Source organism: Streptomyces sp. NPDC017676 (assembly GCF_044329325.1).
Classification (GTDB): domain Bacteria; phylum Actinomycetota; class Actinomycetes; order Streptomycetales; family Streptomycetaceae; genus Streptomyces.
On record NZ_JBIRJA010000038.1, the window covers coordinates 1 to 15775 of the forward strand.

Genomic DNA, 15775 nt, shown 5'->3' on the forward strand with positions numbered 1-15775 from the left:
GGTATTTGCGTGGTGCTGGCACTGCTCGTGGTTCTCCTTCGGGCCAGAATCATATGCCTGGCTTCAGGGACTCCACGAAACCGGGGTCAGCTCAGGGAGGTGCTTACCGGGTTCCGCAGCGGCAGTGAGGAGTTGCCGATGGAAGGGGAGCCTCGTCCCACCTACGCGGCGGGGGAGCCGATGGAGAGTCGGTACGCGGCGAAGGCGGCCGAGCTCGAGGTGGCGACTCGCACGGTCAAGCGGTGGGTCGCGGCCTTCCGCCAGGACGGCGAGGCGGGACTGGTGCCGGCCCGCAGCGGGCCGCGTTCGGGGCACCGGAACGCGGAGGTGTGGTCGGAGGCGGCGCTGGAGGTGATGGTCGAGCACACGGGCCAGTCCAAGCCGTCGCGCAAGATGGTGATCGAGCGGACCCGGGCCCGGCTGCTGGCCAGGGGGTTCGACGAGGAGGACCTGCCCAGCCGGGCGACGTCCTACCGCCTCCTGGAGGATCTGGAGCGGCGTCATCCGACGTTCCGGCTGAGCACGAAGCGGAACCGGGACATCGCCTCCCGACCCGGCGGGGTCTACGGGAAGCTGCGGCCGACCCGGCCGGGCGAGTACCTGCTGATGGACACCAACCGGCTGGACGTGTTCGCCCTGGACCCGGTCACTCTGCAGTGGCTGCAGGCGGAGCTGACCGTCGCGATGGACTGGTACACGCGCTGCGTATGCGGGATCAGGATCACGCCGGTGTCGACGAAGGCCGTCGACGCCAGCGTCGCCCTCTACCAGGCGTTCCGCCCCCGCCCTGCGGGCCAGGACTGGCCGGCGCACGCTCTCTGGCCCGAGCACGGCATCCCGCGTTCGGTGCTGATCGACGTCACGGCGTTGGAGGGGCCGATGCGTTCGGCGGCGTCACCGGCGCTGGTGCCGGAGACGGTGCTGGTCGATCACGGCAAGGTGTTCGTCTCGGAGCATCTGACCAGCGTCTGCCGCCGGTTGGGGATCTCGGTGCAGCCTGCCCGGTTGCGGACGGGCCGGGACAAGGGCCCGCTGGAGAGGTTCTTCCTGACTCTGCGCGAGGACCTGCTGCAGGCCCTGCCCGGCTACAAGGGCCCCGATCTGCACTCGCGCGGCGAGCGTCCGGAGGGGGAGGCGTTCTTCTTCCTCCACGAGCTGGAGGCGATCATCCGTGAGTGGGTGGCCTGCGTCTATCACCACCGGCCGCACACCAGCCTGATCGATCCAGGGGTGCCGGGGCTGCGGATGTCTCCGGCGGCGATGTTCGAGCACGGGCTGAACAGGGCGGGCTACATCGAGGTCCCGCGCGATCCGGACCTGGCGTTTGAGTTCCTGCGGGTTCAGCGGCGCAAGATCCAGCACTACGGCATCGACCTGGACGCCCGCCGCTACAACGGCGCCGCCCTGGACCCCTACCGCGGCCTGCTCAGCGACGAGAGGGACGGCAAGTGGCCCGTCGCGGTGAACCCGGATGACATCAACGCGGTCTACTTCCGCGATCCCGCCGACCGCCGGTGGCATGCGCTGGCCTGGGAACACGCACCGGGTCGGGACATGCCGGTGAGCGAGGAGGCTCTGCAGTTCGCCCGCCGCCTGGCCGCGTCCCGCGACCGGTTCCCGGACGACAAGGCCGCGGTCCGTGACCTGTTCGAACGCTGGAACCTCGGTCTGGGCACCACGCTGGTCGAGCGCCGGATGGCGCTGCGGCTCGCCCGGGAACAGGCGGCCCTGGACCTTCCCGAGCCCGAAGAGGGGGCCTGCGCACGGTCGCGCAGGCGAACCTCGCCTACGACTTGCTCGTCCTCCCGCACCAACTGCCCGCCGCCATCAGCACCGTCCGGGAGCTGCCGGAACTCACGTTCGTCCTCGACCATCTGGCCAAGCCGCCCATCGCCTCGGGCGCACTCCAGCCCTGGGCGTCGCTGATCCGTGAACTGGCGGCCCAGCCCCACGTGTTCTGCAAGCTGTCCGGTATGGTCACCGAGGCCGCCCGCGACGACCGGAGCGTGGCCGCCCTGCGTCCCTACGCCGACGTGGTGCTCGACGCCTTCGGCCCGCAGCGGGTGATGTTCGGCTCGGACTGGCCGGTCTGCCTGCAGGTCGCCTCCTACGCGGAGGTCGTCGGCGCGGCGGAGGCACTGACCGCCGGTCTCACCCCGGCCGAGCGCTCCCAGGTCTTCGCCACGACGGCGGAACGCGCCTACGGACTGGGCGAGAGCGACCAGCCGGGACGATCCGCGGACGACGGCACGGTGGGGGTGGTCCGGTGAAAGTACGCCTGGCCTACGGGCAGTCGGGGCTCGACATCGAGGTCGATCCGCGCTCGGCGACGGTCGTCGAACCCGTCCATCACGAGGGAGCCGCGGACCAGATGGCCGTCCTGCGCGCCGCGCTGCGCGACCCGGTCGCCGGACCGCCGCTGCGCGAGCGGGTCCGCCCGGGGCAGACGGTGGCCATCTCGGCCTGCGACGGCACCCGCCCGCAGCCCCGCCACCTGATGATCCCGGCCGTCCTGGACGAACTGGAGGGCGTGGTCCGCCGGGAGGACGTGGTGATCCTCGTCGCGACCGGCACGCATCGCGGCAACGACGAGTCCGAGCTGCGGGCGATGTTCGGCGACGAGATCGTCGACGGGGTACGGATCGTCAACCACGACGCCCGCGACGCCGACCAACTGGCGTGGATCGGCACCTACGGCAACGGCGTCCCGGTGTGGCTCAACCGCGAGTGGTGGGAGTCGGACGTCCGCATCACCACCGGCTTCGTCGAACCCCACTTCTTCGCCGGCTTCTCCGGCGGCCCGAAGCTCGTCGCCCCCGGGCTCGCCGCGCTGGAGACCGTGCTCGTGCTGCACGACGCGGCGCGCATCGGAGACCCGCGCGCCACCTGGGGCATCACCCAAGGCAATCCGGTCCACGACGACGTGCGCGCCATCGCCGAGGCCACCGGTGTCACCTTCGCGCTGGACGTGGTGCTCAACCGGGACAAGGACATCGTGGCCGCGTTCGGCGGCGACCTGCTGCCCATGCACGCGGCCGCGACGGCCACGGCCAAGCGCATGGCGATGCGCCCCGTCGAGGCGCCGTTCGACGTCGTCGTCACCACCAACTCCGGCTTCCCGCTGGACCAGAACCTGTACCAGGCGGTCAAGGGGATGTCGGCGGCCTACCAGGTGGTCCGGCCCGGAGGGACGATCGTGTGCGCGGCCGAGTGCCGCGACGGCTTCCCCGACCACGGCTCCTACCGCCGGGTGCTGGCCTCCGCGCCGTCCCCGCAGGCCCTGTTCGCCGACATCGGCGCGCGCACCGAAACGGTTCCGGACCAGTGGCAGGTGCAGATCCAGGCCCGCATCCAGTCGGGCAGCCGCGTCATCATGCACACTTCCTTCCTCAGCGACGAGGAGCTGGCCACGGCCCATCTGCGGCAGACCCACGACATCACCGCCACCGTCGCGGAGGCGCTGGCCGCCGCGGGCCCGGACGCCCGCGTGTGCGTCCTGCCGGAAGGCCCGCAGACCATTCCCTACATCGGACGGGGGCGGCCGTGAACGAGGTGTTGGACCTGGGATACGCCCGGCTCGACCTCGGCCGTGAGGCCCGCCAGGGCCTGCCGGAAGTGGTTTATGGCCCCGGCAAGACCGTGGAGCAGATCGCCGGAATCGTCACCGGCCTCCTGCGCCACAACAGCGGTCCCGTCCTCACTACCCGCGTCGTCCCCGAAACGGCGGCGGCGGTCCTGGGGCAGGTGGAAGGCGGAACGTACGACGAGAAGGCCCGGCTGCTGACCTGGCGGCCGGCCGCCACCGGGGAGTTCTCCGTCGTGGTGGCGGCCGCTGGCACCTCCGACGGCCCGGTGGCCGCCGAGGCCGCCGCCGTGGCATCGGCCATCGGGCTGGACACGACGGTCGTCCACGACGTGGGCGTGGCGGGACTCGACCGCGTCCTCCAGGTGCGCGGCCGGCTGCAGAAGGCCGACGCGGTGATCGTAGTCGCCGGCATGGAAGGCGCCCTCGCCAGCGTAGTCGGCGGTCTGGTCCGCGCCCCGGTCGTCGCGGTGCCCGTCTCCACCGGGTACGGCGCCTCACTGGAAGGCGTCACCGCGCTGCTCGCCATGCACGCCTCCTGCGCCGCCGGGGTGACCGTGGTCAACATCGACTCCGGATTCTCCGCGGCCATGGCGGTGCACCGCATCGCCCAGGCCCGGCCGGCGGCAGACCGCGGAGGCGCCGAGTGATCTGCTGGCTCAACCCGTTCATCGGGCTGGCCGGAGACATGCTGCTGGCCGCCCTGATCGACGCAGGGGCACCGCTGGACCGGATCCGGTCCGCCGTCGCCGCCACCGGTCTGACCGGCTGGAACCTGACCGCCGAGCGCATCACCGACCACGGACTGGCCGCCACCAGGGTCCAGGTGGAGGTCACCGACCCCCACACCGAGCGGCGGGCCGCCGAGGTGCTGGAGATGGCCGCCCGGGCGGCCCCCCCCGGCCCGTCGCGGCCCTCGCCACCGCCGCCGTGACCGCGATCGCCGAGGCGGAGGGGCGGCTGCACGACGCCGACCCGGCCGACGTCCACCTGCACGAACTCGGCGGCCACGACACCCTCGTCGACATCGTCGGCAGCGCCGCGGCCCTGCACGCCCTCGGTGTCACCGACGTGGTCAGCGCGCCCCTGCCGCTCGGCCGGGGCCGCGTCGAGGCCGCGCACGGCGTCCTGCCCTGCCCCGCGCCGGCTACCCTCGCCCTTCTGGCGGGAGCCGCCGTCACGGGCAGCGACCTGCCGGGCGAAACGGTGACACCCACCGGCGCCGCGCTGCTGCACGCCGCCGGAGCCCGCTACGGCCCGCCCCCGCCCATGACCCTGGACGCCACCGGCTACGGGTCAGGCACCCGCCGCCTGCCCGACCGGCCCAACGTCGTCTCTGTCAGCCTCGGTTCCCCTCTTCCCAGCGCACCGGACGAGGACGTGGTCGTGCTGGAGACCAACCTCGACGACGTCACCGGCGAACTCCTCGGGTACGTCATCACCAGGGCGCTGGACGCCGGCGCCCTCGACGCCTGGACGACCCCGGCGGTGATGAAGAAGGGCAGACCCGCGCAGGTCCTGCACGTCCTCACCAGCCCGCACCAGGAACGACGGCTGCGCGATCTGTTGCTGTCCGAGACCGGTGCCCTCGGCATCCGGCGCGTCGGCGCCACCCGCACCACGCTGCCGCGCGCCTTCGAGACGGTGGAGGTGGACGGGCACCCCATACGTGTCAAACACGGTCCCTACGCGGCCAAGCCGGAGCACGACGACGTGGTGGCCGCGGCCGCCGCACTGGGTCTGTCCCTGCGCGCCGTCGCCGTGCGCGCATTGCGTCTGAGCCGAGCGGGAACGATGACGACGAACCAGGAGGAAGAACGTGCCCAGTGACGCCACCTTGGAGCACCGGCTCGCGGACCGCGTGCACGCGCTCGGCGGCCCCGTGGCCGTCGCCTATTCCGGCGGCGCCGACTCCGCGCTGGTCCTTGCCGCGGCCGCACGGGTGCTCGGGCCCGAGCAGGTCCTCGCGGTGACGGCCGTGTCGGAGAGCCTGGCCGACGGAGAGCTTCTTGCCGCCCGGCGGCTGGCCGACGACCTCGGAGTCACCCATCTCACCCCGCGCACCCACGAGTCGGCACTCCCCGGCTACCGGGCCAACGGCCCTGACCGCTGCTATTTCTGCAAGTCCGAGGTTCTGGACACCATCGCGGCGCTGGCCCACGAGCACGGCTTCGAGACGGTGGCCACCGGCACCAACGCGGACGACGCCGCGGACCCCTACCGGCCGGGCATCCGCGCCGGCCGGGAACGCGGCATCCGCACCCCGCTCCTCGACGCGGGGCTGACCAAGGCGGAGGTACGCCGCCTCAGCCGGCACTGGTCGCTGCCCACATGGAACAAACCGGCGACACCGTGTCTCGCCAGCCGGGTTCGTTACGGCATCGAGGTCACCCCTTACCGCCTGGCCCGCGTCGACCGCGCCGAGGCGGCCGTCCGGACCCTCCTGGCCGAGGCCGGACTGCAGGTGACCGACCTCCGGGTCCGCGACCTCGGCGATCGGGCCCGCGTCGAGGTGGACCCGGTGCTCGTATCTCGGGCCGCGGCACTTCCGGCACTCGGCGAGGTGCTTGCCGCCGCCGGCTTCGCCGGCCTGCCCCACCAGGTCGAACCGTTCCGCTCGGGACGGCTCAACACCGAGCCCTGAAACCGAGGTGTCGGGGTGTGCCGGATCAGACCTGTACCGCATCGCCCGTGGGGGGCTGACGTGGGATCACGCGACCCCGTCCACGGGGAAGGTGCGGCGGGCGGGCGAGCGGCGAGTCGGGGAGGGGGCGGCGCGTCAGGACCGAGCAGACGGGGAGGCTTCTCGCCCAGCGAGTGTCGTCGTTCGGTGAATCTGCGTAGTGGTTGTGATGTGACCTGCGGATTGTTCAGGTGGGCTGGGTGGCTGGGGACGACAGGGGCAGCGGCGACGGCGTACAGCCCGCCGCGTGGTTCTTCGACCAGTCGATGATCGGCGACCTCGTGGTCGTCAAGAACTCCGAGGGCAAGACCGGGCTGGCCCCGGACAACGGCCTCAGCGACTGGAACGTGCCGTGGAAGCAGTGGGTCGCGGGCAGCTCGACCACCTGACACCACGCCACTCTCCAGTCAGCCGAACCGCATCCCCTCCGCCAGGAGGACGTCAGCTGATTTCTGTCGAACTGCAGGAGGTCGCAGTGGGCGGCGCGGATTTCGAACAGCGGGCGCGCATCGGGCATGAACAGTGGCCGGGAGGTGATCAGGAACCGGTGGGCCCCCGGTTCACCAGCCGCCAGTGCAAGGCAGGAACCACCTTGCGACGTAGGCCGACGCCGAGGATCTCGTCCAGTCCGTCCATGCACACCAACCACTCGGCGCCCGGTGTGATGGTGCCGGTCACCGGCCGCGGTGCTCCAAGCGGGGGAAGCAGCGGTGTCCGTCCGCGCGTCGACCTGTTGAACGCGATATGACGTCCTCATGTCATCGCCGCCGCGCGCCGCGGCCGCCAGCTGTCACCGCCCGCACGCTCCGCTGGCCGGCGAGTTCGCCGCCGATCCGGCCGTGTGCCATCACGCCTACCAGGTCGCGATCGACTTCGGCTTCGTTGCCGTCGACGTCATCGCCGACCTCCTCCCCCAGGAGGACTCCCTCGCGCCCAGTGCATGGGGTTCTGCGACTGCGACCGCCTCGCCCTGGACGACGGCGACCTCACCCGCCGGGCACTGAGCGCCGTGGCAGCCTCAAACAACGTGGCCCGCCAGTTTTCCGCCGTTGGCCGGAGGGCGGAGGGACCTGGGTGGCGGCCTGTGCGGCGGCTGGGCTGGACCGCTCCCTCGGCGGAGTGCGGGATGTCCCCGGCGGGGTCATGATGAGACGGCCCGGCCGCCGCGGGAGCGCCGGGCGGGAAGGGGCAGGCGATGGAGCTGTTCCCGCCGGCGCCGCTGCCGGAGTGGCGGGACACGAAGGAGACGTTGCACCGCTTCGCGCAGATTCTCGGCAAGATCCGCTTGGCCGCGAGCGCTCGGCGCAACCACTGGTGGAACGTCCCGTTCCATGTCACTGGGCGCGGCATCACCACCCGTCCGATGGGTCAGGTCGACGGGAATCCGATCTTCACGGTCGACTTCGACTTCGTCGACCACCGGCTCGCCGTCATGACGCTGGACGGCGAAGAGCGGTCCTTTCCGCTTCCGGGCCAGTCCGTCGCGTCCTTCTACAACCAGACCCTGGCCGCTCTGGCCGCGCTGGGCGTCCGGGTGAGCATCGCTATTCCCAGGCCCTTCGATCTACCCGACGCCGACCGGCCGTTCGCCGAGAACACCGAGCACGCGACCTACGACCCGGTAGCCGCAAACCGCTACTGGCGGGTGCTGAGCCAGGTGGCGTCCGTGCTGGAGGAGTTCGCGGCGGGCTTCTCGGGAAAGGCCAGCCCGGTGCACCACTTCTGGCACACCTTCGACATCGCCCACAGCCGGTTCTCCGGGCGCCGGGTCGACCAGCCCAGGCAGGCCGACCCCGTCACCCGGGAGGCGTACTCCTCGGAAGTGATCAGCTTCGGCTTCTGGTTCGGCGACGACACTTTTGCCGAGCCCGCGTTCTACTCGTACACCGCCCCCGAGCCCGCCGGTCTGGCCGAAGCGCCGCTCAGCCCGGCGTCCGCGCAGTGGGTCGCGCGCGGCGACAGCCACCTGGCCGTGCTGCGCTACGACGCGGCCCGCGCCGAGGCCGATCCACGTGCCGCCGTGCTCGCCTTCTACGAAAGCGCCTACCAGGCCGGGGCCGGACGCGCCGGATGGGACATCGCGGCGCTTGCGTGCCCCGGCGGAATCACGGACCCGGTCCGTCGCATCTGACGAATTCGGTCAGCAGTGCAGCGCGGTGCAGTGATCAGGCTTCGGTATCGGTGCGCGCCAGGATGCCCTTGAGCAGGCCCGTGGACTGGCCGACCTCAATGAGGTAGCCGTCCGGGTCGCGCATGTAGCAGCGCAGCTCGGCGCGCCGGTCGATGGGCGGGGTGAGGAACTCGGCTCCCTTGGCGCGGGCTGCCGCGTAGAAGCCGTGGATGTCCGCCACCCGTACGTTCAGGAAGCTGGAGGCGGTGTGGCGGTCCTCCGGTGGGCGCAGTATGACGTCGGGTTTGTCATCCGTGGGCCCACCGCCGGGGTTCATGATGATCCAGCTGTTGGCGACCTTGATGATGCAGGGGTTCTCCTCGAGCACCACCTGCCCGCCCAGCACATCGGTATAGAACGCCCGCGAGCGAGGGACGTCACCGACCGTGAGAAAGTGCGTCAGCAGCAGACCCTCGGCCGGTGCGGGAAGGTCGTCGGCTGAGGCGCCGGCGGCGATGAAATCGGACATATAGCAAGCGTAGGGCGGGAGCCCCCGCCCGGCATTCCCATCCGGCAGAGCCCGCCGGGCACGGCCCGCCGGCACAGCGGGCAGCCAAGCGCCGCCAATCCACTGGTCCACTCAATCGTGGCTCTCGTTGCCGCAGGGCTGATGCGTTCTCAGCCAGCGAGATGAACTGATCGCGTGTGTACGCGTCGCTGCGGACGGTTTGCCCGGTTCGCCATTGAGCGGTGTGCATCGTGAAGTCGCAGGTCACGGGTCTGGTGTAAATGGCGAGTTGGGTACTCGTGGCGGTCGGCGGCCGATGACCATGGTGTAGATCATCGGGCAGGTCGGGTTCTGGCGGGATGCCGGGTTCGGCTGCGCCCACGATCGGCCCCCGCCTACGATCCGTCAGCAGGTCGGCACACCGTGAGAACGCGGGAGGGCGCGGGGGATGCAGGAGCGGCAGCGGATCACCGCCCGCCGGAGCGAACTGGATGCTCTCGCCGAGGAGTTGGGCAAGCAACTCCAGGAGGCAGGCCGAGCGGCACGAACTGGCGATCGCGGAGCGGAGTGTTGAACCGCCTGGCCGAGCAGGCCCGGGCCGATGCCGGGCTGTCGCTCCGGCATCGACGAAGGTGGCCGGGCGGGCAGTCCTGCTCATCCCGCACCGCGGCGACGCGGCCGACGAGGGCGGGCTGCCCGGCGACTACCGCAAGATCCTGGCGATCGTGCGGAAGGCGGACGGCCCGGTGCAGGTCAGGGCGGTCGGCGAGCGGCTGGGGCTGGACGCTTCGGTACACGGCAAGCTGGAACCTTTGCGGGCGAAGATGACCAAGCTCGCCGCCCGGGGCTGGCTGCACAAGCGGGGCGACGGGCGGTTCACGGCACGTCCGTAGGCGCGCGGGGCGGGCCCGTAACTGACGGGCCCCGACGGCAATGGGGATCGCCCTCCTGCTAGAGCACTAATGGCCGTTGAAGAAGTCGGTGAGGGCGGCGGCGACGGCCTCGGGCTGCTCCTCGGGGATGTAGTGACCGGCGTCGGGCACGATGACGCCGGTCACGTTCTCGGCCCACGGGCTGATGGAGGCCGCCATATCCGGGATTGAGCCGTGGCTGCTGGAGATTCCGAGGACGGGCGCGGTCAGTCGCCGTTGCTCGAGTGCCGCGCGGTTCTTGCGCGCGGACTCGGCGGCGTCGCGGTAGTAGGCGAGGCCGGCGCGCAGGCCGCCATCGACGGCGAGGGCCGCGCCGTAGTGGTCGAGCTCTGCTTCCTCGAACGCGTCGGGCGCGAGGGACTTGGTCTTCAGGAACCAGCTGATGTACTCCCGCTCGCGGCCGGCTATCAGCGTCTCGGGAAGATCGGGCACCACGTGGAACGCGAAGTGCCAGGTCTTGAACGCCAGAGTCGGGTCGAGAGGGATCGCTTCCGGCATGGTGATACCGGGAATTCCGGCGTCGAGCAGCGCGACCCCGTGCAGTCGGCTCTCGTAGTTCAGGGCGAGGGAGAAGGCGACCCAAGCGCCGATGTCGTGCCCGGCGAGCCAGTAGTCCCGCACGCCGAGAGCGTGCACAGCGGCCTGGATGTGCGCGGCGACCGTGTGCGTGTCGTAGCTGAGCTTCGGATGCTCGGAATTGCCTTGGCCCGGCCGGTCGATCGCTATGACCCGGAACCGATCGGCGAGAACAGGCATGACCTTTCGCCAGGCCCACCACGTCTGCGGGAACCCGGTGAGCAGGACGACGACCGGTCCGTCCGGCCGACCGCCTTCGACGGCGTGCAGGCGGACGCCGTCGGCGTCGACCCAGCGGTGCGTGAATTCGGCCAGGTCATGCAGGGGCAGGGCGGGGACGGGGTTGGTCATGGGAATCCTCCATCGAGGCGGGTGGACCGTGATTCGACGCTAGCACGTCTTGAACTGATCAGTCCAAGATGGGAGGATGGGCCGCATGGCAGGCAAGAAGCAGTTCGACATGGACACGGTGCTCGACGCCGCGATGATCCAGTTCTGGCGCTACGGCTACGCCGACACCTCGCTCGACGACCTGTCCCGGGCGACCGGCCTGAATCGCAGCTCGATCTACTCCTCGCTCGGCGACAAGGACGCGCTCTTCCTTCGCTGCCTGGATCGCTACGCCACGCGCTACGGCGACAAGTTCGACGCCGCCCTCTCGTGCGCGGCCGAGGACCCCGTCGCCGCCGTCCGTGCGTTCTTCGATGTCACCCTGGGGCGCATCGCCGACCCCGCCGTGCCCGACGGGTGCCTGATGGCCCAGTCGGTCATGGCGAGTCCGGGGCTGAGCCCGAGCGTCGCAGAGCATGTCAAAGAGTTGTTCGGCCTACAGCGCCCGCGCCTTCGCACCGCGCTGAAGGCTGGCGGAATGTCCGACGAGAACGCCGAGGTCTTCGCCGTACACGTAGCGGCCGTGAACCAGTCTCTCGCGGTGATGGGTAGGGCCGGGTCGAGCCCGGAGCAACTCCGGGCGATCGTCGGTGTGACCGTCGACGCGCTCGCGCGGGCGCTGAGACCGGTCGGATAGCTGGCATATCAAATTTCTGTCTGAGAGTCATAGGCGCTTCTCAATGTTCGGAGGGGCAAGACAGATGGCTGATGTAGCCGGCGTCAACCTTGGCGGGTTGGAGGAGTCGTCCCTCTGGGAGTGACGGAAATACGCATCACGGAGCCCTGCACGGCGGTGACCTGCGCCGATGATCAAGGTTCTCGAAGCCTTTGACCAGAACAGGGGTCGCGTTCGCGTGCCATCCTCCCTAATCGGTGTCCTGCAGCGCCACTGCCAGGGCATCGACTCCGCCTGCCCGGATCCGGAACCGCAGCAGTTCACCTCCCTGGCGGAGACGTTGAGCCGGATACCCGATCCCCGCCGGGTCCGCGGCCGTCGCTACCACCTGGGCTCCCTGCTCGCGCTGTGCCTGGTCGCCGTGCTCGGCGGGGCCAGGTCCCTGGCCGCCATCGCCCGCTTCGCCGCCGATACCGACTCCAGCCTGCGCGAACAGCTCGGGCTCGCCTCCAGCACACCAAACGCCTTCACACTGGGACGACTCCTCGCTCGTCTGGACGGCGACGCCTTGGACGACGCCGTGGGCGCCTGGCTCGCCCGGTACGCCGCCGACCCGGTGGACGAACCCGGCGAGACACTGATCGGCCTGGCCGTCGACGGCAAGACTGTGCGTGGATCCCGCACCGACGGCATGGCCGTCCGCCTGCTCGCTGCCGCGCTGCACGGCTGCCAGACCGTGATCGCCCAGCGTCAAGTCGCCGCGAAGAGCAACGAGATCCCCGCCTTCGCCCCGCTGCTGGACCGGCTCGACCTGCGCGGCGTCGTCGTCACCGCCGATGCGATGCACACCCAGCGCACCCACGCCGAGCACGTCATCACCGCTGGCGGCCACTACCTCCTGGTCGTCAAGGGAAGCCAGAAGAAGCTGCGCAAACAGTTGCGGCGCCTGCCCTGGCGGGAGATCCCGCTGCAGGCCCGCACCACCGGGGCCGGGCACGGCCGCCGTGAGGTCCACCGCCTGAAGGTCTGCACCGTCCAGCCGGCCTGCTCTTCCCGCACGCCGTCCAGGCCATGGAGATCAAGCGCCGCCGCACCCACCGCAGGACCGGCAAGGTCCAGACGAAGACCGTCTACGCGGTCACCAGCCTGTCGCCCCAGCAGGCCCACCCGGCGCAACTCGCCCAACTCGTGCAAAACCACTGGTCGGTTGAGGCCCTGCACCACGTCAGAGACGTCACCTATAGCGAGGACGCCTCGCGAGTGCGCACTGGCACCGCACCCCGCGCCATGGCCACGCTGCGGAACCTGGCTATCGGACTCATGCGCCAAGCAGGGTGGACCAACATCGCCGCCGCAGTCGATCACTACCGGTCACGCCCCCAGCACGCAACCGCCACGCTCGGACTCACAGCTTGAGAACGCATCGCCCCTGGGCGTGAAGCCACTCATGGCCCGTAACAGCCATGCGATGGCGATGAGCTGGCTGATACCCCTGCTGATCACGGCTTGGTCGACCGTCCGTGGGTGCTGGACGCATACACGTGTGAGCTATAGGGAGAAGATAAACACACCCTGGCAGCGGCGGGTTGGGTGTCGGGGACATGCCGGGTCTGCCGAAATGACGGCGCAGACGGGGAGAGAGATACTGAAGCTCGGGAGTGTTGCCCACCTGGGCTCGCCGCCTCAAGCGAATTAAGAGAGGTGGTGTCGACGATGACTTCTCGGTCACCGAAATGGATTATCCCGGCACTTCGGGTAGCGACTGTTTTGATTGCGTTGAGCGTATTCGGGATGCTCGTCGATACGTTCGTTGCTATGCACAGTACGCTGAACTTGGGAGCTGCGATCTTCGGGGTATTCGGCGCGCTGGTTCTGGCTTTCCTGGCGCTAGCAAGTCCGGGAGCCCTCGAAGAAATGTCATTCGGTCCATTCAAAGCGAGATGGCGGATCAGCCAGGTAGAATCCAGGGTCGAGTCGATTCAGCTGGCGATCGTCGGCCTGCTCACTCGTCACGAGCGAAGGCATCTACGGAAGTTGGCTGGCGAGACTCGTGATGGGGTGAACTACTGGGAGAAGTTGCACGGAGAACTGGAACATCTTGAGCACCTGGGATACCTGAGGTATCGCCCCGATCGGCCGGATCCGGAACTCTTGAAAATGAAGGATAATTTGAAAGACGGCGAGTATTTTCTCCTCGGAAGCTATCTTGAAATTACGAAGATGGGTACAGAGTACCTACGCCTCTATCGGGAATCCGCCCCGCTGATAAAGGTGGGCTCAACTGGAGAGGTGAACATCGATGGGAAGTCCTACGGTGAGGCCAGAGACTGGCGCGACATCGTCCGCTACGCCATAGCTGCTGGATGGATTATGGAGCCGGACTGGGAAGAAGAAGTGATCTGGGCGGACGGCGTCCGAGACAGATTGAAGCCCGGGTCCGGAGGGCTTGAACCGCAACCGCGGCAAGACGCTCTGGTGAGCCCTCCGCATAGGCAGCCCCGGAAGGCTTCGCGCAGCACGCGTAGCCACCACCGGAAGACTTCGCGTAGCACGCACCGAAAGACTGAAGCCAGATGACTCCCGTGGGATCTGAAATACCGCCAGGTATGGGCGCGATTCCTGACTCGCATGGCACGGTTTTCCGGGTCTGGGCGCCAAACGCCAAGTGCGTGAATCTGGCCGGATCGTTCGACGGGTGGATGACGGCACACCCGATGACCATGGAAAGCGGCGGATACTGGTCCACCCGGCTGGCTGCCGCCGGGCCGGGCGACCAGTACAAGTATCTTGTCGCAACCAAGGGCGGCGAGCTGTGGAAGGTCGACCCCTACGCGCACAGCCTGACCAGTTCCACCGGGAACGCAGTGATCGATGCGGCGGACTTTGACTGGGGCGCACATCCGTGGCAATGCCCGGGCTGGGATGAACTCGTCATCTACGAGTTGCACGTCGGCACCTTCAACCGCGCCTTTGGCGGCAGACCCGGTCGATTTTCCGGCGTGGCCGAAAGGCTGGAGGAACTAGCCAAACTCGGTGTGACCGCGATCGAACTCATGCCAGTCACGGAGTACGCCGGAGAGGTGTCCTGGGGCTACAACCCTGTAACAGCGTTCGCGGTGGCGGACGACTATGGGTCCCCGGGCGAACTGAAGGCGCTGGTCAACCAGGCTCACGAGCACGGTCTGTCGGTGTTGGCCGACGTGGTTTACAACCACTTCGGCTGGGCCGACCTGGACGCCGGCCTGAGGCGGTTCGACGGCTGGTACGAGAACGACGGCGATGGCATCTACTTCTACAACGACTGGCGCCGTAGCACCCCATGGGGCCCGCGCCCCGACTACGGTCGGCGTGAGGTCCGTCAGTACCTACGTGACAGCGCACTGTCCTGGCTTGAGGAGTACCGCATGGACGGTCTGCGTTGGGACGCCACCGCGTTCATCCGCACCGTCGACGGCGGCGATGACCCGGGCAAGGACCTGCCCGACGGCTGGAGCCTGCTGCGCTGGGTCAATGATGAGATCAAAGCCCGCCAGCCCTGGAAGATCCGCATCGCAGAGGACCTTCGTGACGATCCAGTGATCACCGCCGGCACCCCGGCGGGCGCCGGGTTCGACTCGCAGTGGGATGTCGGGTTCTGCCAGGTGCTCCACGAGGCGCTTACGGTTGAGAAGGACGAGCAACGCAGCATGAGCCGGGTACGCGACGCAATTGAGCACCGTTTCGGTGGCAGTGCGCTCTCCCGAGTCATCTACACCGAGTCTCACGACGAGGTGGCCAACGGCAAAGCGCGCGTCCCAGAGGCGATCTGGCCCGGTAACGGTGAAAGCTGGTATTCGAAGAAGCGTTCCACGCTGGGCGCCGCCGCCGTCATGACCGCGCCCGGCATACCGATGATCTTCCAGGGACAGGAATTCCTCGAAACCAAGCCGTTCGACGACCACACCCCGCTCGACTGGGCCGGGCGCGATCGTCATCCCGGCATCATGCGGCTCTACCGCGACCTGATCACCCTTCGGCGCAACCGCACCTATACCACTGCCGGACTAAGAGGCGAGCAGGTGGATGTGTACCACTGCAACGACACCGACAAGGTCATCGGCTTCCACCGCTACGCGCAAGGCGGTCCGGGCGACAGTACCGTCGTCGTCCTCAACTTCGGCGACAACGCCTACGACCACTACCGGTTGGGGTTGCCCCGGGCGGGAGACTGGCGAGTTCGCTTCAACAGCGACTCGGCGGACTACGGCCCCGACTTCAGAGGCTCACCCAGCCACGACATCAAGGCGGACAACAACGGGCAGGACGGGTTGCCCTGGGCTGGCGCCATAGGTATCGGCCCGTACAGCGCCGTCATCCTGTCCCAAGATCGATGATGAC

16 protein-coding genes and 3 pseudogenes are annotated in these 15775 nt (G+C 69.1%); 16 read left to right on the forward strand and 3 right to left on the reverse strand.

Features of this window, described 5'->3' with window-relative positions:
• Positions 1-138 precede the first annotated feature (138 nt).
• The 8 genes and pseudogenes from ACH4LD_RS41975 to ACH4LD_RS42010 all read left to right on the forward strand — a co-directional run.
• Positions 139-1752, forward strand: a pseudogene (locus ACH4LD_RS41975) (Mu transposase C-terminal domain-containing protein); the annotation flags it as partial.
• Positions 1753-1757: 5 nt separating this feature from the next.
• Positions 1758-2270, forward strand: a complete 513-nt coding sequence (locus tag ACH4LD_RS41980; RefSeq protein ID WP_398059626.1) for an amidohydrolase family protein — start codon at positions 1758-1760, stop codon at positions 2268-2270.
• Positions 2267-3547, forward strand: coding sequence for a nickel-dependent lactate racemase (gene larA, locus ACH4LD_RS41985; protein ID WP_398059556.1), 1281 nt, complete (start codon positions 2267-2269; stop codon positions 3545-3547). The genes ACH4LD_RS41980 and larA overlap by 4 nt, the downstream gene beginning before the upstream one ends.
• Positions 3544-4233, forward strand: coding sequence for a nickel pincer cofactor biosynthesis protein LarB (larB, locus tag ACH4LD_RS41990; RefSeq protein ID WP_398059558.1), 690 nt, complete (start codon positions 3544-3546; stop codon positions 4231-4233). Before larA ends, larB begins: the two co-directional genes overlap by 4 nt.
• A complete protein-coding gene (larC, locus tag ACH4LD_RS41995; RefSeq protein ID WP_398059560.1) occupies positions 4230-4517 on the forward strand; it encodes a nickel insertion protein in 288 nt (95 codons plus the stop codon). The genes larB and larC overlap by 4 nt, the downstream gene beginning before the upstream one ends.
• Positions 4514-5413: a LarC family nickel insertion protein gene (locus tag ACH4LD_RS42000; protein WP_398059562.1), complete on the forward strand. Its 900-nt coding sequence runs from the start codon at positions 4514-4516 to the stop codon at positions 5411-5413. Before larC ends, ACH4LD_RS42000 begins: the two co-directional genes overlap by 4 nt.
• A complete protein-coding gene (larE, locus tag ACH4LD_RS42005; RefSeq protein WP_398059564.1) occupies positions 5403-6227 on the forward strand; it encodes an ATP-dependent sacrificial sulfur transferase LarE in 825 nt (274 codons plus the stop codon). The genes ACH4LD_RS42000 and larE overlap by 11 nt, the downstream gene beginning before the upstream one ends.
• 248 nt (positions 6228-6475) lie before the next feature.
• Positions 6476-6655, forward strand: a pseudogene (locus ACH4LD_RS42010) (hypothetical protein); the annotation flags it as partial.
• Between the two features lie 148 nt (positions 6656-6803).
• Here the strand turns inward: ACH4LD_RS42010 and ACH4LD_RS42015 are convergent.
• Complete coding sequence (locus ACH4LD_RS42015) at positions 6804-6944, reverse strand: hypothetical protein (RefSeq protein WP_398059566.1); 141 nt, start codon at positions 6942-6944, stop codon at positions 6804-6806.
• Positions 6945-7021: 77 nt separating this feature from the next.
• Here ACH4LD_RS42015 and ACH4LD_RS42020 point away from each other — a divergent pair, with 77 nt between their 5' ends.
• A complete protein-coding gene (locus tag ACH4LD_RS42020) occupies positions 7022-7270 on the forward strand; it encodes a hypothetical protein (protein ID WP_398059568.1) in 249 nt (82 codons plus the stop codon).
• Between the two features lie 191 nt (positions 7271-7461).
• Positions 7462-8397 carry a DUF5996 family protein gene (locus ACH4LD_RS42025; protein ID WP_398059570.1) on the forward strand — a complete coding sequence of 312 codons (936 nt, stop codon included), beginning with the start codon at positions 7462-7464 and terminating at the stop codon, positions 8395-8397.
• A gap of 34 nt (positions 8398-8431) precedes the next feature.
• Here the strand turns inward: ACH4LD_RS42025 and ACH4LD_RS42030 are convergent, their stop codons facing one another.
• Entirely contained in the window at positions 8432-8905 is a 474-nt protein-coding gene (locus ACH4LD_RS42030) for a VOC family protein (RefSeq protein WP_398059572.1), read from the reverse strand.
• Positions 8906-9516: 611 nt separating this feature from the next.
• Here ACH4LD_RS42030 and ACH4LD_RS42035 point away from each other — a divergent pair.
• Positions 9517-9777, forward strand: a complete 261-nt coding sequence (locus tag ACH4LD_RS42035) for a hypothetical protein (RefSeq protein WP_398059574.1) — start codon at positions 9517-9519, stop codon at positions 9775-9777.
• A gap of 66 nt (positions 9778-9843) precedes the next feature.
• On the opposite strand, the gene ACH4LD_RS42040 is transcribed toward ACH4LD_RS42035, so the two are convergent.
• Positions 9844-10743, reverse strand: a complete 900-nt coding sequence (locus ACH4LD_RS42040; protein ID WP_398059576.1) for an alpha/beta fold hydrolase — start codon at positions 10741-10743, stop codon at positions 9844-9846.
• Positions 10744-10828: 85 nt separating this feature from the next.
• On the opposite strand from ACH4LD_RS42040, the gene ACH4LD_RS42045 reads away from it, so the two are divergent.
• The 5 genes and pseudogenes from ACH4LD_RS42045 to ACH4LD_RS42065 all read left to right on the forward strand — a co-directional run bounded on the left by ACH4LD_RS42045 (position 10829) and on the right by ACH4LD_RS42065 (position 15771).
• Positions 10829-11419 carry a TetR/AcrR family transcriptional regulator gene (locus tag ACH4LD_RS42045; protein WP_398059578.1) on the forward strand — a complete coding sequence of 197 codons (591 nt, stop codon included), beginning with the start codon at positions 10829-10831 and terminating at the stop codon, positions 11417-11419.
• Between the two features lie 169 nt (positions 11420-11588).
• Positions 11589-12377 (forward strand): annotated as a pseudogene (locus ACH4LD_RS42050) (ISAs1 family transposase); the annotation flags it as partial.
• A 92-nt stretch (positions 12378-12469) separates the two neighbouring features.
• On the forward strand, positions 12470-12814 hold the full coding sequence (locus tag ACH4LD_RS42055) for a transposase (RefSeq protein ID WP_398059630.1): 345 nt from the start codon (positions 12470-12472) through the stop codon (positions 12812-12814).
• A 399-nt stretch (positions 12815-13213) separates the two neighbouring features.
• Entirely contained in the window at positions 13214-13975 is a 762-nt protein-coding gene (locus ACH4LD_RS42060; protein ID WP_398059580.1) for a hypothetical protein, read from the forward strand.
• 29 nt (positions 13976-14004) lie between these two features.
• Positions 14005-15771: an alpha-amylase family glycosyl hydrolase gene (locus tag ACH4LD_RS42065; protein WP_398059582.1), complete on the forward strand. Its 1767-nt coding sequence runs from the start codon at positions 14005-14007 to the stop codon at positions 15769-15771.
• Positions 15772-15775: the final 4 nt, after the last annotated feature.

Bases quoted from the DNA above. Each gene is read 5' to 3' on its own strand.
- ACH4LD_RS42020 (WP_398059568.1), top strand. From the start codon at position 7,022: ATGTCATCGCCGCCGCGCGCCGCGGCCGCCAGCTGTCACCGCCCGCAC.
- ACH4LD_RS42040 (WP_398059576.1), bottom strand. From the start codon at position 10,743: ATGACCAACCCCGTCCCCGCCCTGCCCCTGCATGACCTGGCCGAATTC.
- ACH4LD_RS42055 (WP_398059630.1), top strand. From the start codon at position 12,470: ATGGAGATCAAGCGCCGCCGCACCCACCGCAGGACCGGCAAGGTCCAG.
- ACH4LD_RS42025 (WP_398059570.1), top strand. From the start codon at position 7,462: ATGGAGCTGTTCCCGCCGGCGCCGCTGCCGGAGTGGCGGGACACGAAG.
- ACH4LD_RS42065 (WP_398059582.1), top strand. From the start codon at position 14,005: ATGGGCGCGATTCCTGACTCGCATGGCACGGTTTTCCGGGTCTGGGCG.
- ACH4LD_RS42030 (WP_398059572.1), bottom strand. From the start codon at position 8,905: ATGTCCGATTTCATCGCCGCCGGCGCCTCAGCCGACGACCTTCCCGCA.
- ACH4LD_RS42060 (WP_398059580.1), top strand. From the start codon at position 13,214: ATGCACAGTACGCTGAACTTGGGAGCTGCGATCTTCGGGGTATTCGGC.
- ACH4LD_RS42045 (WP_398059578.1), top strand. From the start codon at position 10,829: ATGGCAGGCAAGAAGCAGTTCGACATGGACACGGTGCTCGACGCCGCG.